Genomic DNA, 16,709 nt, shown 5'->3' with positions numbered 1-16,709 from the left:
ATTGCTTTTATCTGTGACTATAATGCATTTATCTTCGTCAATTCAAAGTGTTACCAAAATCTTTCTGAATTATCTATTTTGACATTCCTATAAAGAATGAGATTATGCACACCGATAATATAACGTCATCTTGATATCGGAGTATCAAATGCAAAATAGAGTACATAATATGATGACGTGGCGTCAGGATATTTTTGCAGGATTATCCGTCGCTGCCATTGCCCTCCCCGCTCAAATGGCGACCGCACATTTAGCTGGGTTTCCTGTTATTTATGGATTATACGTTTTTGTTGTATCCAGCCTTGGCTTTTTCATTTTTGGTAGTAACCGTTATTTATCTTGTGGTGCTGATTCAACCATAGCCCCTATTTTTGCAGTGAGTCTTGCCAGTTACGCCACATTATTCAGCGTACAATATATGGCATTAGCGTCACTATTAGCATTGCTTGTTGGAGCGATATTACTGGGGGTATATGTATTTAAATTAGGTTGGGTGGCTAATTTATTGTCTTATCCGGTCACACTAGGTTTTTTAGCGGGTGTGTCGATTCATATAATTGTTAGCCAATTGCCGTCAATATTAGGTTTACCACACAGTTCAGCATCGCCATTTCAAACGCTTTACCACTTAGCGCAACACATCACACAACTGAATCTCATCACGACATTCATCGGTGGTGGCGTATTTGCCTTTATCTTTTGGTTTAGTCGCCAATATAAACGCTTCCCCGCTGCACTGATTGCCTTGGCTATCAGTATCACCATTGAAATAGCCTTAAATGCAAAGAACATTGATATTCCAACCTTATCAAATCCCGCAGGCTTTGAACTTCATTGGGCTTTTATTGGTTTACCTTGGCATCAAGCATTAACGATTTTCCCATTAGCATTATTAATCGCAATGATTTGTATCGTTCAAACCTCTGCAGTATCAAGCACCATTAAAGATCGTAATACGACCCCTAACTTTAACCGTGACTTTGCTGGCATCGGCTTAGGTTCGGTATTATCAGGTTTAATTGGTGGCTTTCCAGGCAATGCGAGCCCACCACGTAGCATGTTAATTCAACAAGGTGGCGCACATTCAAAATGGGCGGCGTTATTTTCAGCGGCTGTTATTTGTGGGGTCTTGTTATATGCACAAAGCGCTTTTCATCTGATACCTAAAGCAACATTGTCCGGTATTTTGGTGTATGTCGGTTTAAGTATTTTTAAATGGAATGAAATTAAACGCATCTATCATCAAAACCGCCAAGAGTTCTATTTGTGTTTAACAACCATCTTGATGATCGTGACTTTTCGTATCGATATTGGCGTTATGTTTGGTGTTTTCTTGTCATTACTTCATAGTATTTTTATTATTACTCGCCCAAACTGTGAAGAATTATTTCGAGAACCACACTGTGATCACTGGGGACACCGTTCACGTTTAAATCCAGAACATAACTTATCCGCAGAAGAAGATGTTGCTGTACTTCACTTTTCAGCACCTTTATATTTCACCACTTTTTCATACTTTGAAGAGCGTATTTTAAACTTAGCCAATACCCGTCCTCTATTGCGTTTAGTCATTATTGATGCCAGCAGTATTAGTGATATGGATTTAACTGCTGTTGATAAAATTGAAGTATTGAATCAAAAACTAGCTCATCGAAACGTCACATTACTGTTTGTTAATATTGAACATCCAAGGTTTAGACGTTTAGTTAAGACTACCGACTTACTAACGATATTAGGACAAAAAACCGAATATACCAGTATTGAGGCCGCAATTACGGCTTGCCGTTAAACATAAAAAAGATGGAAAAAAAAATGGGACAGCCATAACTTATACATAATGAAAGTGTAACCAATTTTATTACATAACAATTGGTTATCGAAAAAGCAGTCTTATGGGTGTCCTGTTTTTTTTTGTTGCTAGACTGAGAACAATGATATGAGTTGTTACGGCTTATCACTACAAAACTTAAGGTACGTGCCAACGTTGCGGCACATACCTAGTCTAATACGTAATATTAGCTATTTGCTTGTTGCTGCAATACTTTCTCAGCTTTCACTAAATCGGCAAAAGTCCAACCAACTGCTTCAGTTTTACTCATTAATTCACAGATATCAGCGATTTGAAATACATCTTCTGAGTTATCAGTATAAGTAACCACTAATTGCTGGCCTTTCATATCCCAAGCTTCGGGATCTTTTTCACCAATTAGGCCGTCTAAATAATCACCTAAGCAGCAATGCACAACAAAAAAGTGCTGCATTTGTTCATCTGAAACACCAAGGATAAGAGCCGCTTCAACATAGTCATACATATATGTATCTGATTCAGTATCCACAAAAAACTTAGAACCTTCAGCATCCCAATACTCAAAGTCTGTCACTTTAGCCGCTACATAACACTCAATTGCATTCACAACGACACAGTAATCACCAACCATTGACTCATATTTGTTAGACATAACGACCTCTTAAATGATGCTTACACATGTAAACACCTAATGACCGAGCAATTATACCCAATACGAACAGTGATGAAAGCTAACATGAATAACTAAAATAATAAAAACCACACTAACCTAATGAATATTAATCGTTTTAACATTCAAGTATCTAATTAAAAAACGAGGCAGATATACATAAAAGCAGATTTTTATAAATATACAGATTAATGAAATAAATATAGATGTCAGCTCAATACCTTATCATTTGATATTTATCATACAATATTGCTCATGCTTCACTTATATTGCCTGAGATTTAAATCATTACCTAAAGAACATTCATTATGACTAATAATAAGCTAGGCCTACTTTATAGTAGTATTACACTTTTATTCTGGGGAATATTGCCTATAGCGCTAAAACTATCTGAAAAATTTATTGATGCAACATCTCTAAGTTGGTTCCGTTTTTTCATTGCTTTTATTGTTATTTTTATTCTTCAACTAACCTCAAATAGTTTGCAGCAATTTCGAAAAATAACACTAAAAGAGGTAATTAAACTGCTCTTTGCTGGTGTATTTTTAACACTTAACTACGTTACTTTTGTATTAACGTTAAAATACTTATCGCCAGGTGAAGCACAATTAAATTTTCAAGTTGCCCCTTTTTTCCTTGCTTTTGGTAGCCTATTATTTTTTAAAGAACGCTTAACCGCTATCCAACTTTCTTGCCTCTTTACACTAGCCGTAGGTATTATTCTTTTCTTCCATCCCAATATTAGTGGGCATATTAATACAAACAGTAAAGTTCTAATTGGTGTTGGCATTATTGAATTTTCAGCAATGTCTTGGGCATGTTATACCCTATTGCAAAAGTCATTAATGGCAAAATTATCAACGTCGAACGTTTTACTGTGCGTGTTTGGTGTAGGTATGGTTCTCTTAACACCTTTGACTGATTTTACGCGGCTATCAACTTTAACGGGATTTGATTGGAGCATTGCTTTATTTTGTGCGCTTAACACATTAATTGCTTATAGCGCACTAGCAAAAGCTTTGGTTTTCTGGCCGGCAGCCCAAGTCAGTGCTGTTGTTGCTGTTGCACCAGTGATCAGTTTTATGTCGACTGCATTTGTGGTCACCATGGGATGGTGGCCAAACATTATCAAAGCGCATTCTCTAAGCTCTTTATCAATTTTAGGTATTATTGTTATTGTAGGCTCAGTTGCAACCATGCAATTATTACCGCATCTATTGAAAAAAAACAAGCCTATTGAACAGCTTAATTAACTATTTGTATATTATCATTACTGACAAAAAGGGTGGCTTATTAGGCCACCCATCAAACACGCTATTACAATGTGTGAAAACGACTACATCGCTCTTTCTACATTAGATACATAATCTGGCAAATTTGTTACATAAGGTGCAAACCATGCCCCTTTAATACAATGTGATTCACTGTCTACAATACAAATATCATCATTCAGACTTTCAACAACGCCCAGAACAAGACCATCAGCTTCACCAGTAACATTGATTGATACATCAAACCAGTATGTAGAACTCTCTTTATTACAATCTTTACCAGAAAAAACAGCCTTCATATGTCTCTCCAAATCACAAATTTATTAACGTGACTATCAAGCTCAAAGATAGGAATGATCTCATGTAACCATCTGAATATAATAATGATCATGCTATCTATTCGCTTGAACTGGCATCAGTTTATACCTTGATAGAATTACCAACTTAGTCATTGATCACATAACCGAACGTTAAAATCCCAAATACAATCACAATCTCTATTATTAGGTATTTATCATTTCTAGTAGTATTCTTAAAAAGAATACACAGCAGCTTTACGAGTGAAAAATGAATAAAGGATTTACACTAATAGAACTAGTTATTGTTATTGTTATTCTCGGTATTTTAGCTGTCACAGCAGCCCCAAAATTTATGGGGATCAGCTCTGACGCCCGTAAAGCAAACCTAGAACAACTAGCCTCTACACTTCAAACTTCGGCAAAATTAGCTCATACAAAAGCTATTCTTGCAGGCAAAGATAATACTTCCGCCATAATTAAAATTGCAGATAGTGATATAAGAATGGCTCAAGGCTATCCTACTGCAACAAAAGATGGCATTGTTCAAGTAATAACAGATGCTAATCAATGGCATCCAGTAGTGCCATCAATAAAAATTTTAGCAGGCTTACATAAATCTGTAGCTGGCTTAATCATGTTCTCTCAATATCCAATTAATAAAATGTCAGCGGCTGAAGCTTTCAAGACTCAATGCTTTGTTCTATACACGGATTTAAGTACCATAGCAGAATCTCAAACAGGCACACCATCAAGTCCCAGTCATAGTAGCAATAAATATGAGTTAGGATTAATCAAAAAGACGATATGTTATTTACTCTCATGGGTAGGTGCAGATCAGTATGTCGGCTTTTGTCGAAAACCTAGCGATAACAATAACAAAAAATCAGGAATACAAATTAATAAGAATTTTGGTACAGACGGACCTGAAATTTCCATAGTTTCAAAAGGATGCTAATTTTATTACTGTTACGTACGATAAGCTGAATTATGATAGTAATAATTAGTTATTACTTTTTTAGCAAAGACATATTCTATTTTTATCAGTGGTGAAATTGACCACTGATATGATAATAATAATGACTATCAACAGTAAAAATGACTAAGGGCATCGTATGTACATTGCAATGAACCGTTTTAAAATTCGTTTGGGTTCTGAACAAGAATTTATCGATATCTGGAAAAATCGTGAAACTTATCTTGATACTGTCCCTGGTTTTCAATCATTTGATTTACTACAAGGGGCGTCTAATGATGAATATACCTTGTTTGCATCTCATTCAGTATGGCACTCTCGCCAAGCATTTGAAGATTGGACACAGTCAGAACAATTCCGCAAAGCCCATGCTAACGCGCGTGGCAACAAAGATATTTATTTAGGCGCACCAAACTTTGAAGGTTTTGAAAGCTGCCTTTAATCTATAAAAATCATAGCTAACATAAAGCCCCTACTACATAAACGAACTGTGGATCTCATTTAGAAATGGTTCGTTTATTCATAGAGGGCTTTATTTATCCAATATCCCCACTTCCAAGCTCTAACAAGGTTGCATTTCCCCCTACCGCAGTAATATTAATCGTGCGCGTACGTTCAGTAATAAATCGTAAACAATAATGCTGACTGCCAATAATAGGCAGTGTAATACCATCAACTTCAGCAACCAATTGAGCCAATAATCCTTCTCGTTGTGCTAACTGCCGCGCCAATTGTTGCGCACCTTGTACATCACCACAATAAGCAACACCAGCCGTTGATGGGTGCTGAACGAATGCATCTAGCGCGCTATCACTGACCACGGTGATCACATTAGCGAGGATTTCAAAATGCTCAAGTTGAGTAGCAATTCGTTCGGCATCCTGAGAATCCGCCAAACACACTAAGACTGAATTACCACATACCAATGCTGCAGTTACTTGCCCGACAATTGCTTCTTCGGTTATGCCCTCTTTCGCAGTAACAATAAATACACCTCGCCCACCACAATAAAGGGTATTGCTCTCACCTGTTGGTCCGGGCATTAATGTATGTTTAGCGATATATTTCAGCGCATTTGCACATTGAAATTTAACCATTGCGGCAGACTTTAGCGGCAGTTGTTGTGCCCAACGTTGTAAAATTTCAGCTCGTGGTTCAAAACCAAGCTGATTCCATAACATCATTGCAGCATGGCTCGTATCAATTAACCGCTGCACTGTAGCTACATTATGCTGCATCAATTACTCCTTATGATAAATAGGTTGCACACACTCTTGAGTAAAACGGTATAAATAATGCGGCCCCCCTGCTTTAGGACCTGTCCCTGACAATCCTTGCCCACCAAAAGGTTGAACACCAACAGCTGCACCAACTTGATCTCGATTGATATAACAATTTCCCACTTGGGCACGTTGCTCGATATCAAAATAAGTACATTCATTACGACTATGAATTGCCATCGTTAATCCAAATCCCATCTGGTTTATTTGGTCAATAACTTGATGTAATTCATTAGCTTTAAAGCGCACCACATGCAAAATAGGGCCAAAGTTCTCTTGTTGAAGTAAATCAAGATTATTAATTTCAATGGCTGTCGGAGGAACAAAATCACCAAATTGACACTCTGCAGCCAAGGGGGTTTGTGCAATCAATGTTGCTTGATGCGTTAATGCTTCAATATGCATTTGCAGCTTTTCACGAGCGATGGCATCAATCACGGGGCCTACATCGGTGCTATGGTATTGAGGACAACCAACACTCAGCTCAGCCATTGCGCCTTTGATAAGCTCAATCACTCGATCTGCAATATCTGCTTGAACAAACAATACCCGTAAGGCAGAACAACGCTGACCTGCAGAAGCAAATGCCGAACGAATAACATCACGCACCACTTGTTCAGGTAATGCAGTACTATCAACAATCATGGCATTCTGCCCTCCCGTTTCAGCAATAAATGGGACTGGTGCACATTCCCTTGCTGCTAAAGTACGGTTTATTGTTTGTGCTGTTGGGGTCGAGCCTGTAAATACCACACCTGCAATGCGTTCATCGGATAATAATTGTGAACCTATCTGCGCGCCACGCCCAGGTAACAGATGAATAACCCCTTGTGGTAGCCCTGTTTCCAGTAATAACTCAATCGAACGATAAGCAATTAATGACGTTTGTTCCGCAGGTTTTGCAACCACAGTGTTACCAGCAGCGAGTGCAGCACTGATTTGGCCAATGAAAATAGCTAATGGAAAATTCCATGGACTAATACAGACAAAAACGCCTCGTCCTTGATAACGTAATTGTTGCTCAATACCGTCATAAGTAGTGATCTGTTGCGGTGATTCAAAATTAAGGATTGCTTGTTGAGCGTAATAACGGCAAAAATCCACCGCTTCACGTATTTCATCAATCGAATCTTGAATGGTTTTTCCCGCTTCACAGTGACATAACGCAACTAATTCATGCTGGTGTAACGCTAATTTATTAGCCAGTTGTAATAAATAACCGCACCGAACAGAAGCGGAAGATGTAGACCAATTAGCAAACGCATCAGCCGCCTGTGTTATAGCCATTTCAACATATTCTTCATTGGCAAAGGTTACTTTACCGACAACTTCACGGCGATCATAAGGTGCCGTTACCGTCATTATTTCTGTGGTAACATCACTCATCAAATGATATTGAGGTAACGGTCCAGCTTGCCATTGATACTCAGAAAAAGCCGTTACTGCCGCATTAAATGGCTGCCATTGCGATTCAATATCAATATTAATCGCAACTGAATTACGCCGCGCATCACCAAAAATATCAGGTGGTAAAGGAATCAGATTGTTATGTAATGTTGAACGTTTTTTCAGTGTATCAACAGGATGCTCAATGAGTGTTTCAATCGGACAATCAGCATCAACTAGCCGATGAACAAACGAACTATTAGCACCATTTTCTAATAATCGCCGCACCAAATAAGGCAATAGATCTTTATGACTACCAACGGGAGCATAAATACGTACCGCAATATTGTGCATCGCCATCACATGGTTATACAGCGCATCTCCCATACCATGTAGACGCTGAAACTCGAACTTATCATGTACAGCCATCGCAACAATAGCACTAACAGTATGAGCATTATGGGTAGCAAATTGCGGATAAATAACCCCTTTGAGAGCGGGAGATAACAGCAGTCTTGCACACGCTAGATACGATGTATCAGTCGCTTCTTTACGAGTAAATACCGGGTAAGCGCTATACCCTCCTTGCTGACTTATTTTCAGTTCACTATCCCAATAAGCACCTTTTACAAGTCGTAATGGAATACTATCACCCTGTTTTTTGGCTAGTGCCGCCACCCACGCTAATACAGCTAAGGCTCGCTTTGAATAAGCTTGAACAACAATGCCAAATTGCCCCCAACCTTGCAGTTGTGGTGACTGATATAACTTTTGAAATAATAACAGTGAAAGCTCCAACCGATCGGCTTCTTCAGCATCAATCGTAATTCCAACATTATGTTCACGCGCACAGCACAATAATGACAATAACGCGTCATACATTTCAGTAACGACACGTTCGGTGTTAGCAACATCATAGCGAGGATGTAGTGCAGATAACTTAATAGACACTGTCGAATTTAAGGAATGATGAAGCGCCCCATCGATGGTCGAATAACTGTCACGCCCCACAGCAACAATCGCCGTCATATAATCTTGATAATACTTAGTGGCATCATCAGCCGTTAACGCCGCTTCACCTAACATATCAAACGAATAACTAAAGCCTTGATCGCGCTTTAACTGACCTTGCTTCATTGCCTCGGTGATATCACGCCCTAATACAAACTGATGACCCATAATTTTCATGGCTTGGTGCATGGCTTGGCGGATCACTGGCTCCGACATTTTATTCACTAATCGATTAATAACATCCACAGCAGAACCATCTTTCGATATCTCTAATCCGACAACTTTTCCAGTTAACATCAACCCCCATGTCGAGGCATTTACAAACAAAGAATCTGAATGTTTGAGGTGAGACTTCCAATCTGCAACGCTTAATTTATCCCGAATCAAAGCATCAGCTGTCGCGGCATCAGGAATACGCATTAATACCTCAGCTAAGCACATCAATAACACTCCTTCTTTGGTGTCTAAGCTATATTCAAGCAACAATGCATCTATCATTTGAATCGCATTTTTGTCCGCGCGAACACGAGCAATTAATGCTGTCGCATGCTGATCCATATCTCGATGTTCTTGTAATGACGGTGTCGCTAACGGTATTAATTGCGCTAACCACTCTGACTCATCAACCGCATAGTGAGGAGAAATCAACGCCCACAACCGATCAAGAGGCTGTTCAATAAAAGATGGCTGTAAAACATCAGCGGCATTAAACATAATAAATTCCTCGATATAATCTGCGTTATAAATCAGCTTTTGTGGCGTGATTATCTTTCTTTAACTATGACACTACCTTTTAATTACTACACTACATAACAAAAAAGTAACAATATGAGGTCAATATCAAAATATTCCAATAAAAGATATTTGAGTTTTTATTTAATTTGCGAGGCTTTCATTCATTACGTGCTGGCTATTTTTGTATAAACATGCAAACTATTATCATTATCAACAACAGGACTATAATAATGAATAATATAGCCATATGGGGTGCAAGCAGTGGATTAGGTGCAGCCATGGTCGACTACTTCCATGAGCAAGGCTTCAATGTGATAGCCATTGCCAGAAACCCAACCAAAAACCCTCACATTGCACAATACGATCTGATGTCTATTGCTTGCGATGCGACAGATAAAACACAAGTTGAGAATACAGTCGCTATGCTGCCTGACAGTACGCTCAATATTTCAACAATGGGCAGCTTTCATGCAGATATCCCTGTGGATTATATTGGTCATCGTTATTTGATTGATACGCTTGAAAAAAGCACCTCAAAGCGCCTATTACTGGTTACATCTTTAGGCTGTGGCGATTCATGGCAATTTATGTCAGATCGCGCTAAAAACGTCTTTGGTGGAGCATTACGAGAAAAAACACTGGCGGAAGCATGGCTTAAAAGCAGTGCATTGAATTTTACGATCCTGCGTCCGGGTGGGCTTAAAGATGGAGCGCCAACACACAACGGTCAGTTATCACAAAATAAAGAAGTACATGGTGCGATTACTCGCGGAGAAGTGGCACGATTAAGCCATGAGTTACTGTTAAATAACGATAGCATTAATCAAACATTTCAGTGTGTAGATCCTAATATCGCGCCTTACTAAACATCACAACTCACAACAATAAAAGATAAGGAGGTAATGCCATGCCTACCTCCTTTATGAGGTCATCACTTTAACGCCAAAGGCAGCAAATAACCCACCAGTAATATAATTAATTTGCCCAGAAACGCGTGCATAAACATTTTTGGCAGATTGATGTGAAAAGACAAACGCTAAAAACAGATGCCAACTAAGTGTAATTAACGACATTGTTAACATTATTGCCAAAAGCAACATCGAATTCATATTTTCAGGTATAGAAATACTAAACAAACTAACCACAAAAAAGCCTGTTTTCGGATTCAAAATGCTAGTAATAAACGCTGAACTAAACACCTTTTGTTTTGATAGTGATATGCTTTGAATGTTTTCAGTATCCTCTCTTATTCTCTTTATTTTACGGGTTAAATAGATCTGGCGAATACCGAGATATAATAAATAACTACCGCCTACCAATTTCATCAAACCAAATAGTGATGGAAAATGAGACAAAAGAAGCACTAAACCAGAACCACCAAAAAATGCCCATAATAATGTTGCACAACTCACTCCAAAAGCTGAGAAAACCGCAACTCGACGTTCATAATTAAGCGCAGCATTAATAGTTAAAAGTACATTCGCTCCCGGTGTCGCTACCGCTAGCATCCAGATTAAAGCAACATGAAAAAGTACTAATAAATATTCCATTATTTACTCCCTAATTACATCGTTTATGGGTTATGAAAGACATCCAATAGTACGTTAACAGTGTTTCATTGTAGAATAATTATTTTATAGTTGTATATGCTAGCTACTCTTTTCAATATCCTCAATTAAGCCTTGCTTCTTTAATTCAGATGTAATTGCTCCCTTTGTTCGACCATGCATCTCTGAAAGCTCATTAATTAAAGCACCATTATTGAAAGCGGCGATTAATTCATCCCTTTCATTATTAGTCCAAGCCAATCCTGCATTTTTAGGAAGCCCCTTCGCAAGGTTGAGCCTTCGTTTGTTATCAATTGACATCTTCCCCTTTTGGGATGTTTTAACTAAAGTCATCATCGTAAATAATGACCGAATAACCTCTGGATCATTATAAGGAGAGTATTCTGGTAACGTTTCACCTGTTATAGGATCCACGCCATTGGCTAATGCTTCAACGTTTTTTAAAGCCGTAATAATGTCCATATATCCTCGATTTTTATTGTATTAAACAACCAGCCCTAGATTTATTTTTTACAATATAAAAAGCAGTCTCAACCAGACACTATTTATATTTAATAATCGATGGAAATCACAAAACAATGACAACATATAATGGCGAAGCATAGAGAAACATGAACATAATATAGAACACAGTATGGACACAACATAGAAGCCACAGCATAGGACAGCCATATCTATTCTATTAAATATCCAATAGCAAAAAAGCCCCCATCTTTAAAATGAGGGCTTTTGGGGGCGAATTTTTGATCATCAAAATAATATTTATCTAACGCTATACTATTAACAACAAAGAAACTCTGGTTATCCCTGCTATTTTTAAGCGCTATTTTTTCTTACCCTGCACTGCTTTAAATCTTGGATTAGATTTACAAATCACATAAATACGACCGCGGCGTTTAACCACCTGACAATCTTTACTGCGATTTTTCGCACTTTTCAACGAACTAAGAACCTTCATTAACTTTCACCCTTTAACATCATGAGAAAAATTGTTGTCTTAACGAGCCGTCTTATCATCCAATTAAACGGCGTGTAATTGCCATAGTATTGAACGCTAATAAGACCCCCGTCAACAATAGTTATGTTATAACATAACAACAAACACACTGTAAACATAATAAAAAGGGGCAAGAAGAAAACGAAGGCAACCATGATAACAATCGTTATGGTTCCCTACCGCTCTTACTAAAGCTTTATTACAGGAAATAAATTAATAGGTGTTTACCTAATGGCAGATAATAATGAGGGTTAAACCTCATTCGCTAGCTGATCTAAATAGCTCTGCATAAAGCTTGTTCTTTTTGCTGCTTCTGCTTTCGCCGAATGGGTTTGCATTGTGTCTGCCAGTTTTAATAACTTGGTATAAAAGTGATCTATGGTGTAAGTCCCATCGTCAGGTTCTCGATTAGCGCAGAAAGGATCAACTGTTGAATATAATGTTCGCCCAAGAGCAGTACTCACTTGAAGGCACCTTACAATTCCCACCGCACCTAGCGCGTCGAGCCTATCCGCATCTTGAACAATTTTAGCCTCAATCGTCATTGGTTTTACATTGGCACTAAAACTGTGAGCGACAATTGCGTGGTGTATATCTTGCCAATATTGTTTGGGGTAACCAATTTCATTCAAAAACTCAATCGCCTTTTCCGCTGCAAAAAATGAACTTTGGTTGCGTTGATAATGTCCTTTGGGGAAGGTGAAGCAGTCATGTAAATATGCAGCAGGAATAACAATGTCGGCGTTTCCACCTTCTTGTTTACTTAACTGTTTAGCTGTCTTAACAACTCGCAGCACGTGATTGATATCGTGTGCCGCATCAGTAACCATTTCTATTAATATGAACTCAAGAAATTGTTTTTCAAATACTTCTAAATTACCCATCTACACCTCAAGCCGCTAACCAACAATACAGGACACCCACATCTATATGCTTTCAAGTTTCAACATACTAATAATAGATTCCCTACCGTCCACACAAATATTCACCAACAAAACATAGGACAGCCATATCTGTTCTATTCAGTATCAACATCATTATTATGGGTATTTAGTGGAAAATAATGATAATAAATTTAGTTTCGCAAAGGATAACAACATAAGTTATTGTCTATGTTCTTAAATGGAAAGTTATGGGTGTCCTGTCTTTTGATCTTTTCCCTTTTAAACGCCGAACAATAAAAATGCTTTCATTTAAATCAATTAGATATACCAATAAGCACCATCAAAACAATAAATATTGCAATAAGAATTAAACAACCTTTATTATTAGAATCAAGTTGTGCATTAAGGATATCTTTTTGTTCTGACAATATATTATGTTCACGCTTTTCAAACGTCGAAATACAATCAGCATATTCTTCTATTAGCTTTTTTTGTTCATCTTCACTTGATACAAAGACTTGTTCAAAAACCAATGCAATATTCCCACCATAAGAGTGCATAGTGTATTTATAATTTCCATCTTGAAATGTTTTTTTATCCAATTGAAGGTCTAGTATCGCATTACCTCCAACGGCTCCAGTGAGTAACTTCAATTGATACTTAGCTTCACTAGGATTTTTATAGTATTTAGTCTGTGTATACGCAGTTTTAACAACGACGCCAGATTTAGGCTCTGAGGTGTGTATCATGAAAAAAGGCAGCATTTTCATCGCAGTTAAAGACTGATATATTTCAACTTTGATCGCAGCTAACCCTTTTGGGGTTGGTTTTTGTTCAAAAGATACCTTGGCATTTTTAATCAGTAGATCTTCATCACTCTTATTATTTAAACTTGAATAATGTAAAAAATAACTTTCACCATCATTCCCTTGTACAAATCCGTACTTTTTATTTTTTAAATACGAAACAACAGTGCCGTCCATCGTTTTTTGTTATCCTTTTCACTTAGCTTATAAAAACCACCTTATTTCAAATAGTATCCATGAAAGTCTTTAAATTATCTTTCTATAAAATCAATAAATTATAGGTCGATTTTTATTTCGAGAACTTCATCGCATTAACAACACGAATAATCGTCATTTTAAAAAATAATTTATGAATCTACTAATTTTCAATGCCTTAATTCTCCTAAAATAACCAATAACAAAAAAGCCCTCATACTTTAAAAGTGAGGGCTTTTTACATGAAACTTTAGATCTTCAATATTACATTTATCTGACTGCACTGAGCGGTTAGCAAAGAAGATCGGATTTTCCCTGCTATTTTTAAAAGAGTTATGGGTGTCCTATGTTTATTTTTAGCTACTTTGGCCATTCAATGCCAACTTAATACGTTGATGCGTACGGTAGTTTGGAGTCGAAATAAATTGATTCTGAATTGGTTTAGCTCGAGGGTTATCATAACCGTAGATATCATGGCGCATCTCTAACTGGCCATTAGGTGTTACCCAAGCTGTTAAATAAGCCACATCAAGATTCACACGCACCTTTAAGCCAATCTCGCGGTGCTTGTTCGAATTAATCATATCGTCGACAGAGGGCAAACTTGGCATATTTTGATAAGACAAAATAATTTTCGCCATCTCACGAGGTTTTTGTACACGCATACAACCAGAACTTAAATCGCGATGGTGACGTTTAAACAATGGATATTCTGATTGTGACTCGTCATGCATATATACAGAGAACGAATCAGGCATCAAAAATGCTACCCGTCCTAAAGCATTCTCAGGGCCGGGATCTTGACGGAATTGGTGAGTAAAGGTATGCGGATTTACCGTTGCCCAATCAATTGAACTAGGTGGCACAACAGAACGATCACTCCAGCTGTTAATCACATCCATACGGTTATTCTTTAAGAAATTAGGATTAGCTTTAGCTGATGGAATAGTGTTCTGCACTTTGATGGTTTCAGGCACATACCAATAAGGGTTAATCACAACCGTATTAATGTATGACTGGAACAAATTGGTTGGGCGTTTGGGCATCCCATCGATAATTTTCGATTCAAATATTGGCTTTTGATTATCGTATAGCGTCATTTTGAAATCAGGAATATTGACAATAATTTGCGGGCCATTCCCTTGCAATTGCGCAAAACGTTCTCGTTGTAAATTCAATGCCGTAATACGCGCTAAACTTGAATAAGGGCGTATCAATTGGCTCACAACGTCAGGTCCTATAATGCCATCCATCTTCAAACCATAATTACCTTCAAAAGTTTTTATCGCTTGGTTCATCACGCCAGTATTAGTAATCGTCGCTTGAGCAATAATCTGTTGATACTGAGGCTGAGTTAAATAGCCTAAATTCCAAAGCACTGTCGCCACTTTAGGACCATAAGGGATGGTGTCACCGAGGTAAACAACCTTATCAAAATGAACATTACTTGAATCAAGTGGGTTAGCAGGCAAGCTTAATAGGTGGTTAATCACCCCCATTGTCGAAACAAACTGCGAAGAAGGAATAAGAGAATTGATCTTTTGAACCGTTAATGGGAAATAATTCTGCACCATTTTTAATGTCAAAGGCGTCAATGTTACTGGATGTGAATTGTATAATGGTCGAGGATCTTGCATTAATTGATGCACATAATCCACGTAAACTAGATACGTATCAGTTAATAACAAATCATATCCGCGCTGATCTGGCAATACTGCTAATTTCTTCAACTCTATTAAACGTTGCTTCATGCCTGGTAGCGTATTGGAATCTGCCAGCGCTTGTAATTGCGGCATGATCGCATTGACAAGCACTGGGTTTAACCAATATGGCATGAAGTTATTTTCAGCATATAGCGTATCCAAAATGTTTTCGTTACACACTTTGACCGTTGAGTTTGAACACAAAGATGCGGTGCTATTCACTGTAACGCCGTCTAGAACATGTAAATCTAGCGCATTGGTCACCGCATTATCTGCAGCCAAAGCTGATCCACAAGTTAGTAATGCTGAAACGGTCATTACTGAACGAATCAATGTTGTCATTTTTTTTCGATTAAATTTCATTCAACGGTCCTTTACTAAAAAAGTAAGAATATGCTTTTTTAGAATTAAAATCATTCACCATTAAAAGTGACAAAGATTTCAAGAATGATGAGTAAAAAGTTAAAAAGGAGCCGATTACGATCTATTTATAACCAAATCGAACATAAAACACATACAGCAATAGCTATTTGGTGAAACACTGGTGATCGGCACTCCACCTTCTAGCGAGTATTCATTGTTCAACTAAAGCTTATTCACAGAGCACCGTCAGTATTAAACATACTGAATTACAGTTTTCTTTAAGGAATTACTTCAACGGATTGGGAGTAAAGAATTATGCATAACAGCGCCAATATGACATTGGTTATTATCCGTGATCGAACCTTAAAGGTACCAATGAAACACCTTACATTTTACAGCTAGATATAAACTTCACGATGCGTGGACAGTAGATTCCCTATCGCCCTCGCGGGCATTCACTATAGGGAATGACGGGATTGGGGCTTGGTATTCACTCAGCCTAATATTCGTCATCTCGGAAGTTGAGGAACGAAACTATCCGTGATCTACTCACCTCGTAATAGAGCCTTAAAGACTCCAATGAAACACCTTACGTTTTACAGCTAAATATAAGCTTCACAACGCGTGGACAGTAGATTCCCTATCGCCCTCGCGGGCATTCACTGTAGGGAATGACGGGATTAGGGCTTGGCATGTAGTGGTACATTAAATTTGGCCACCTACTCAGAGGTGATATCATCACCTCATAACATGGATAGGTA

Annotated in this window: 15 protein-coding genes; 5 read left to right on the top strand and 10 right to left on the bottom strand. The window is 37.9% G+C overall.

Going from position 1 to position 16,709, the window contains the following annotated elements; genetic code table 11:
* The first annotated feature begins 148 nt into the window (after positions 1 to 148).
* Positions 149 to 1,789, top strand: a complete 1,641-nt coding sequence (locus VXS03_RS09505) for a SulP family inorganic anion transporter (RefSeq protein WP_327763450.1) — start codon at positions 149 to 151, stop codon at positions 1,787 to 1,789.
* Between the two features lie 226 nt (positions 1,790 to 2,015).
* Here VXS03_RS09505 and VXS03_RS09500 read toward each other — a convergent pair whose 3' ends face one another.
* Positions 2,016 to 2,459, bottom strand: a complete 444-nt coding sequence (locus tag VXS03_RS09500) for a hypothetical protein (protein WP_327763448.1) — start codon at positions 2,457 to 2,459, stop codon at positions 2,016 to 2,018.
* 326 nt (positions 2,460 to 2,785) lie between these two features.
* On the opposite strand from VXS03_RS09500, the gene VXS03_RS09495 reads away from it, so the two are divergent.
* Entirely contained in the window at positions 2,786 to 3,730 is a 945-nt protein-coding gene (locus tag VXS03_RS09495; protein WP_327763447.1) for a DMT family transporter, read from the top strand.
* A gap of 83 nt (positions 3,731 to 3,813) precedes the next feature.
* On the opposite strand, the gene VXS03_RS09490 is transcribed toward VXS03_RS09495, so the two are convergent.
* On the bottom strand, positions 3,814 to 4,047 hold the full coding sequence (locus tag VXS03_RS09490; RefSeq protein WP_327763445.1) for a hypothetical protein: 234 nt from the start codon (positions 4,045 to 4,047) through the stop codon (positions 3,814 to 3,816).
* 268 nt (positions 4,048 to 4,315) lie between these two features.
* On the opposite strand from VXS03_RS09490, the gene VXS03_RS09485 reads away from it, so the two are divergent.
* Both VXS03_RS09485 and VXS03_RS09480 read left to right on the top strand, forming a co-directional pair.
* Complete coding sequence (locus tag VXS03_RS09485) at positions 4,316 to 5,002, top strand: pilus assembly FimT family protein (protein WP_327763443.1); 687 nt, start codon at positions 4,316 to 4,318, stop codon at positions 5,000 to 5,002.
* Positions 5,003 to 5,159: 157 nt separating this feature from the next.
* Entirely contained in the window at positions 5,160 to 5,462 is a 303-nt protein-coding gene (locus tag VXS03_RS09480) for an antibiotic biosynthesis monooxygenase family protein (RefSeq protein ID WP_327763442.1), read from the top strand.
* A 94-nt stretch (positions 5,463 to 5,556) separates the two neighbouring features.
* On the opposite strand, the gene VXS03_RS09475 is transcribed toward VXS03_RS09480, so the two are convergent.
* Both VXS03_RS09475 and putA read right to left on the bottom strand, forming a co-directional pair.
* A complete protein-coding gene (locus VXS03_RS09475; protein WP_327763441.1) occupies positions 5,557 to 6,258 on the bottom strand; it encodes a proline dehydrogenase in 702 nt (233 codons plus the stop codon).
* A gap of 3 nt (positions 6,259 to 6,261) precedes the next feature.
* Positions 6,262 to 9,411 carry a bifunctional proline dehydrogenase/L-glutamate gamma-semialdehyde dehydrogenase PutA gene (putA, locus tag VXS03_RS09470; protein ID WP_327763440.1) on the bottom strand — a complete coding sequence of 1,050 codons (3,150 nt, stop codon included), beginning with the start codon at positions 9,409 to 9,411 and terminating at the stop codon, positions 6,262 to 6,264.
* 251 nt (positions 9,412 to 9,662) lie between these two features.
* Here putA and VXS03_RS09465 point away from each other — a divergent pair, with 251 nt between their 5' ends.
* A complete protein-coding gene (locus tag VXS03_RS09465) occupies positions 9,663 to 10,298 on the top strand; it encodes an SDR family NAD(P)-dependent oxidoreductase (RefSeq protein ID WP_327763439.1) in 636 nt (211 codons plus the stop codon).
* A gap of 54 nt (positions 10,299 to 10,352) precedes the next feature.
* Here the strand turns inward: VXS03_RS09465 and VXS03_RS09460 are convergent, their stop codons facing one another.
* The 6 genes from VXS03_RS09460 to VXS03_RS09435 all read right to left on the bottom strand — a co-directional run bounded on the left by VXS03_RS09460 (position 10,353) and on the right by VXS03_RS09435 (position 15,948).
* Positions 10,353 to 10,982, bottom strand: coding sequence for a LysE family translocator (locus VXS03_RS09460; RefSeq protein WP_327763437.1), 630 nt, complete (start codon positions 10,980 to 10,982; stop codon positions 10,353 to 10,355).
* A gap of 99 nt (positions 10,983 to 11,081) precedes the next feature.
* Entirely contained in the window at positions 11,082 to 11,462 is a 381-nt protein-coding gene (locus VXS03_RS09455) for a hypothetical protein (protein WP_327763436.1), read from the bottom strand.
* Positions 11,463 to 11,823: 361 nt separating this feature from the next.
* The gene (gene ykgO / locus VXS03_RS09450; RefSeq protein WP_080157270.1) at positions 11,824 to 11,958 is read right to left on the bottom strand and encodes a type B 50S ribosomal protein L36; all 135 of its coding nucleotides are present in this window, start codon (positions 11,956 to 11,958) and stop codon (positions 11,824 to 11,826) included.
* Positions 11,959 to 12,248: 290 nt separating this feature from the next.
* Positions 12,249 to 12,881 carry an HD domain-containing protein gene (locus VXS03_RS09445; protein WP_327763435.1) on the bottom strand — a complete coding sequence of 211 codons (633 nt, stop codon included), beginning with the start codon at positions 12,879 to 12,881 and terminating at the stop codon, positions 12,249 to 12,251.
* 314 nt (positions 12,882 to 13,195) lie between these two features.
* A complete protein-coding gene (locus VXS03_RS09440; protein WP_327763434.1) occupies positions 13,196 to 13,864 on the bottom strand; it encodes a cold-shock protein in 669 nt (222 codons plus the stop codon).
* 374 nt (positions 13,865 to 14,238) lie between these two features.
* Positions 14,239 to 15,948: a L,D-transpeptidase family protein gene (locus tag VXS03_RS09435; protein WP_327763432.1), complete on the bottom strand. Its 1,710-nt coding sequence runs from the start codon at positions 15,946 to 15,948 to the stop codon at positions 14,239 to 14,241.
* Positions 15,949 to 16,709 lie beyond the last annotated feature (761 nt).

This window comes from Photobacterium sp. S4TG1, assembly GCF_036040035.1.
Taxonomy (GTDB): Bacteria; Pseudomonadota; Gammaproteobacteria; order Enterobacterales; family Vibrionaceae; genus Photobacterium.
The sequence above is the reverse complement of the archived record's forward strand: the minus strand, read 5'-3'. Positions and strand labels throughout refer to the sequence as shown.

Coding starts and splice junctions, on each gene's coding strand:
- ykgO (WP_080157270.1), bottom strand. CDS start 11,958: ATGAAGGTTCTTAGTTCGTTGAAAAGTGCGAAAAATCGCAGTAAAGAT.
- VXS03_RS09465 (WP_327763439.1), top strand. CDS start 9,663: ATGAATAATATAGCCATATGGGGTGCAAGCAGTGGATTAGGTGCAGCC.
- putA (WP_327763440.1), bottom strand. CDS start 9,411: ATGTTTAATGCCGCTGATGTTTTACAGCCATCTTTTATTGAACAGCCT.
- VXS03_RS09460 (WP_327763437.1), bottom strand. CDS start 10,982: ATGGAATATTTATTAGTACTTTTTCATGTTGCTTTAATCTGGATGCTA.
- VXS03_RS09505 (WP_327763450.1), top strand. CDS start 149: ATGCAAAATAGAGTACATAATATGATGACGTGGCGTCAGGATATTTTT.
- VXS03_RS09475 (WP_327763441.1), bottom strand. CDS start 6,258: ATGCAGCATAATGTAGCTACAGTGCAGCGGTTAATTGATACGAGCCAT.
- VXS03_RS09445 (WP_327763435.1), bottom strand. CDS start 12,881: ATGGGTAATTTAGAAGTATTTGAAAAACAATTTCTTGAGTTCATATTA.
- VXS03_RS09440 (WP_327763434.1), bottom strand. CDS start 13,864: ATGGACGGCACTGTTGTTTCGTATTTAAAAAATAAAAAGTACGGATTT.
- VXS03_RS09490 (WP_327763445.1), bottom strand. CDS start 4,047: ATGAAGGCTGTTTTTTCTGGTAAAGATTGTAATAAAGAGAGTTCTACA.
- VXS03_RS09435 (WP_327763432.1), bottom strand. CDS start 15,948: ATGAAATTTAATCGAAAAAAAATGACAACATTGATTCGTTCAGTAATG.
- VXS03_RS09455 (WP_327763436.1), bottom strand. CDS start 11,462: ATGGACATTATTACGGCTTTAAAAAACGTTGAAGCATTAGCCAATGGC.
- VXS03_RS09495 (WP_327763447.1), top strand. CDS start 2,786: ATGACTAATAATAAGCTAGGCCTACTTTATAGTAGTATTACACTTTTA.
- VXS03_RS09500 (WP_327763448.1), bottom strand. CDS start 2,459: ATGTCTAACAAATATGAGTCAATGGTTGGTGATTACTGTGTCGTTGTG.
- VXS03_RS09480 (WP_327763442.1), top strand. CDS start 5,160: ATGTACATTGCAATGAACCGTTTTAAAATTCGTTTGGGTTCTGAACAA.
- VXS03_RS09485 (WP_327763443.1), top strand. CDS start 4,316: ATGAATAAAGGATTTACACTAATAGAACTAGTTATTGTTATTGTTATT.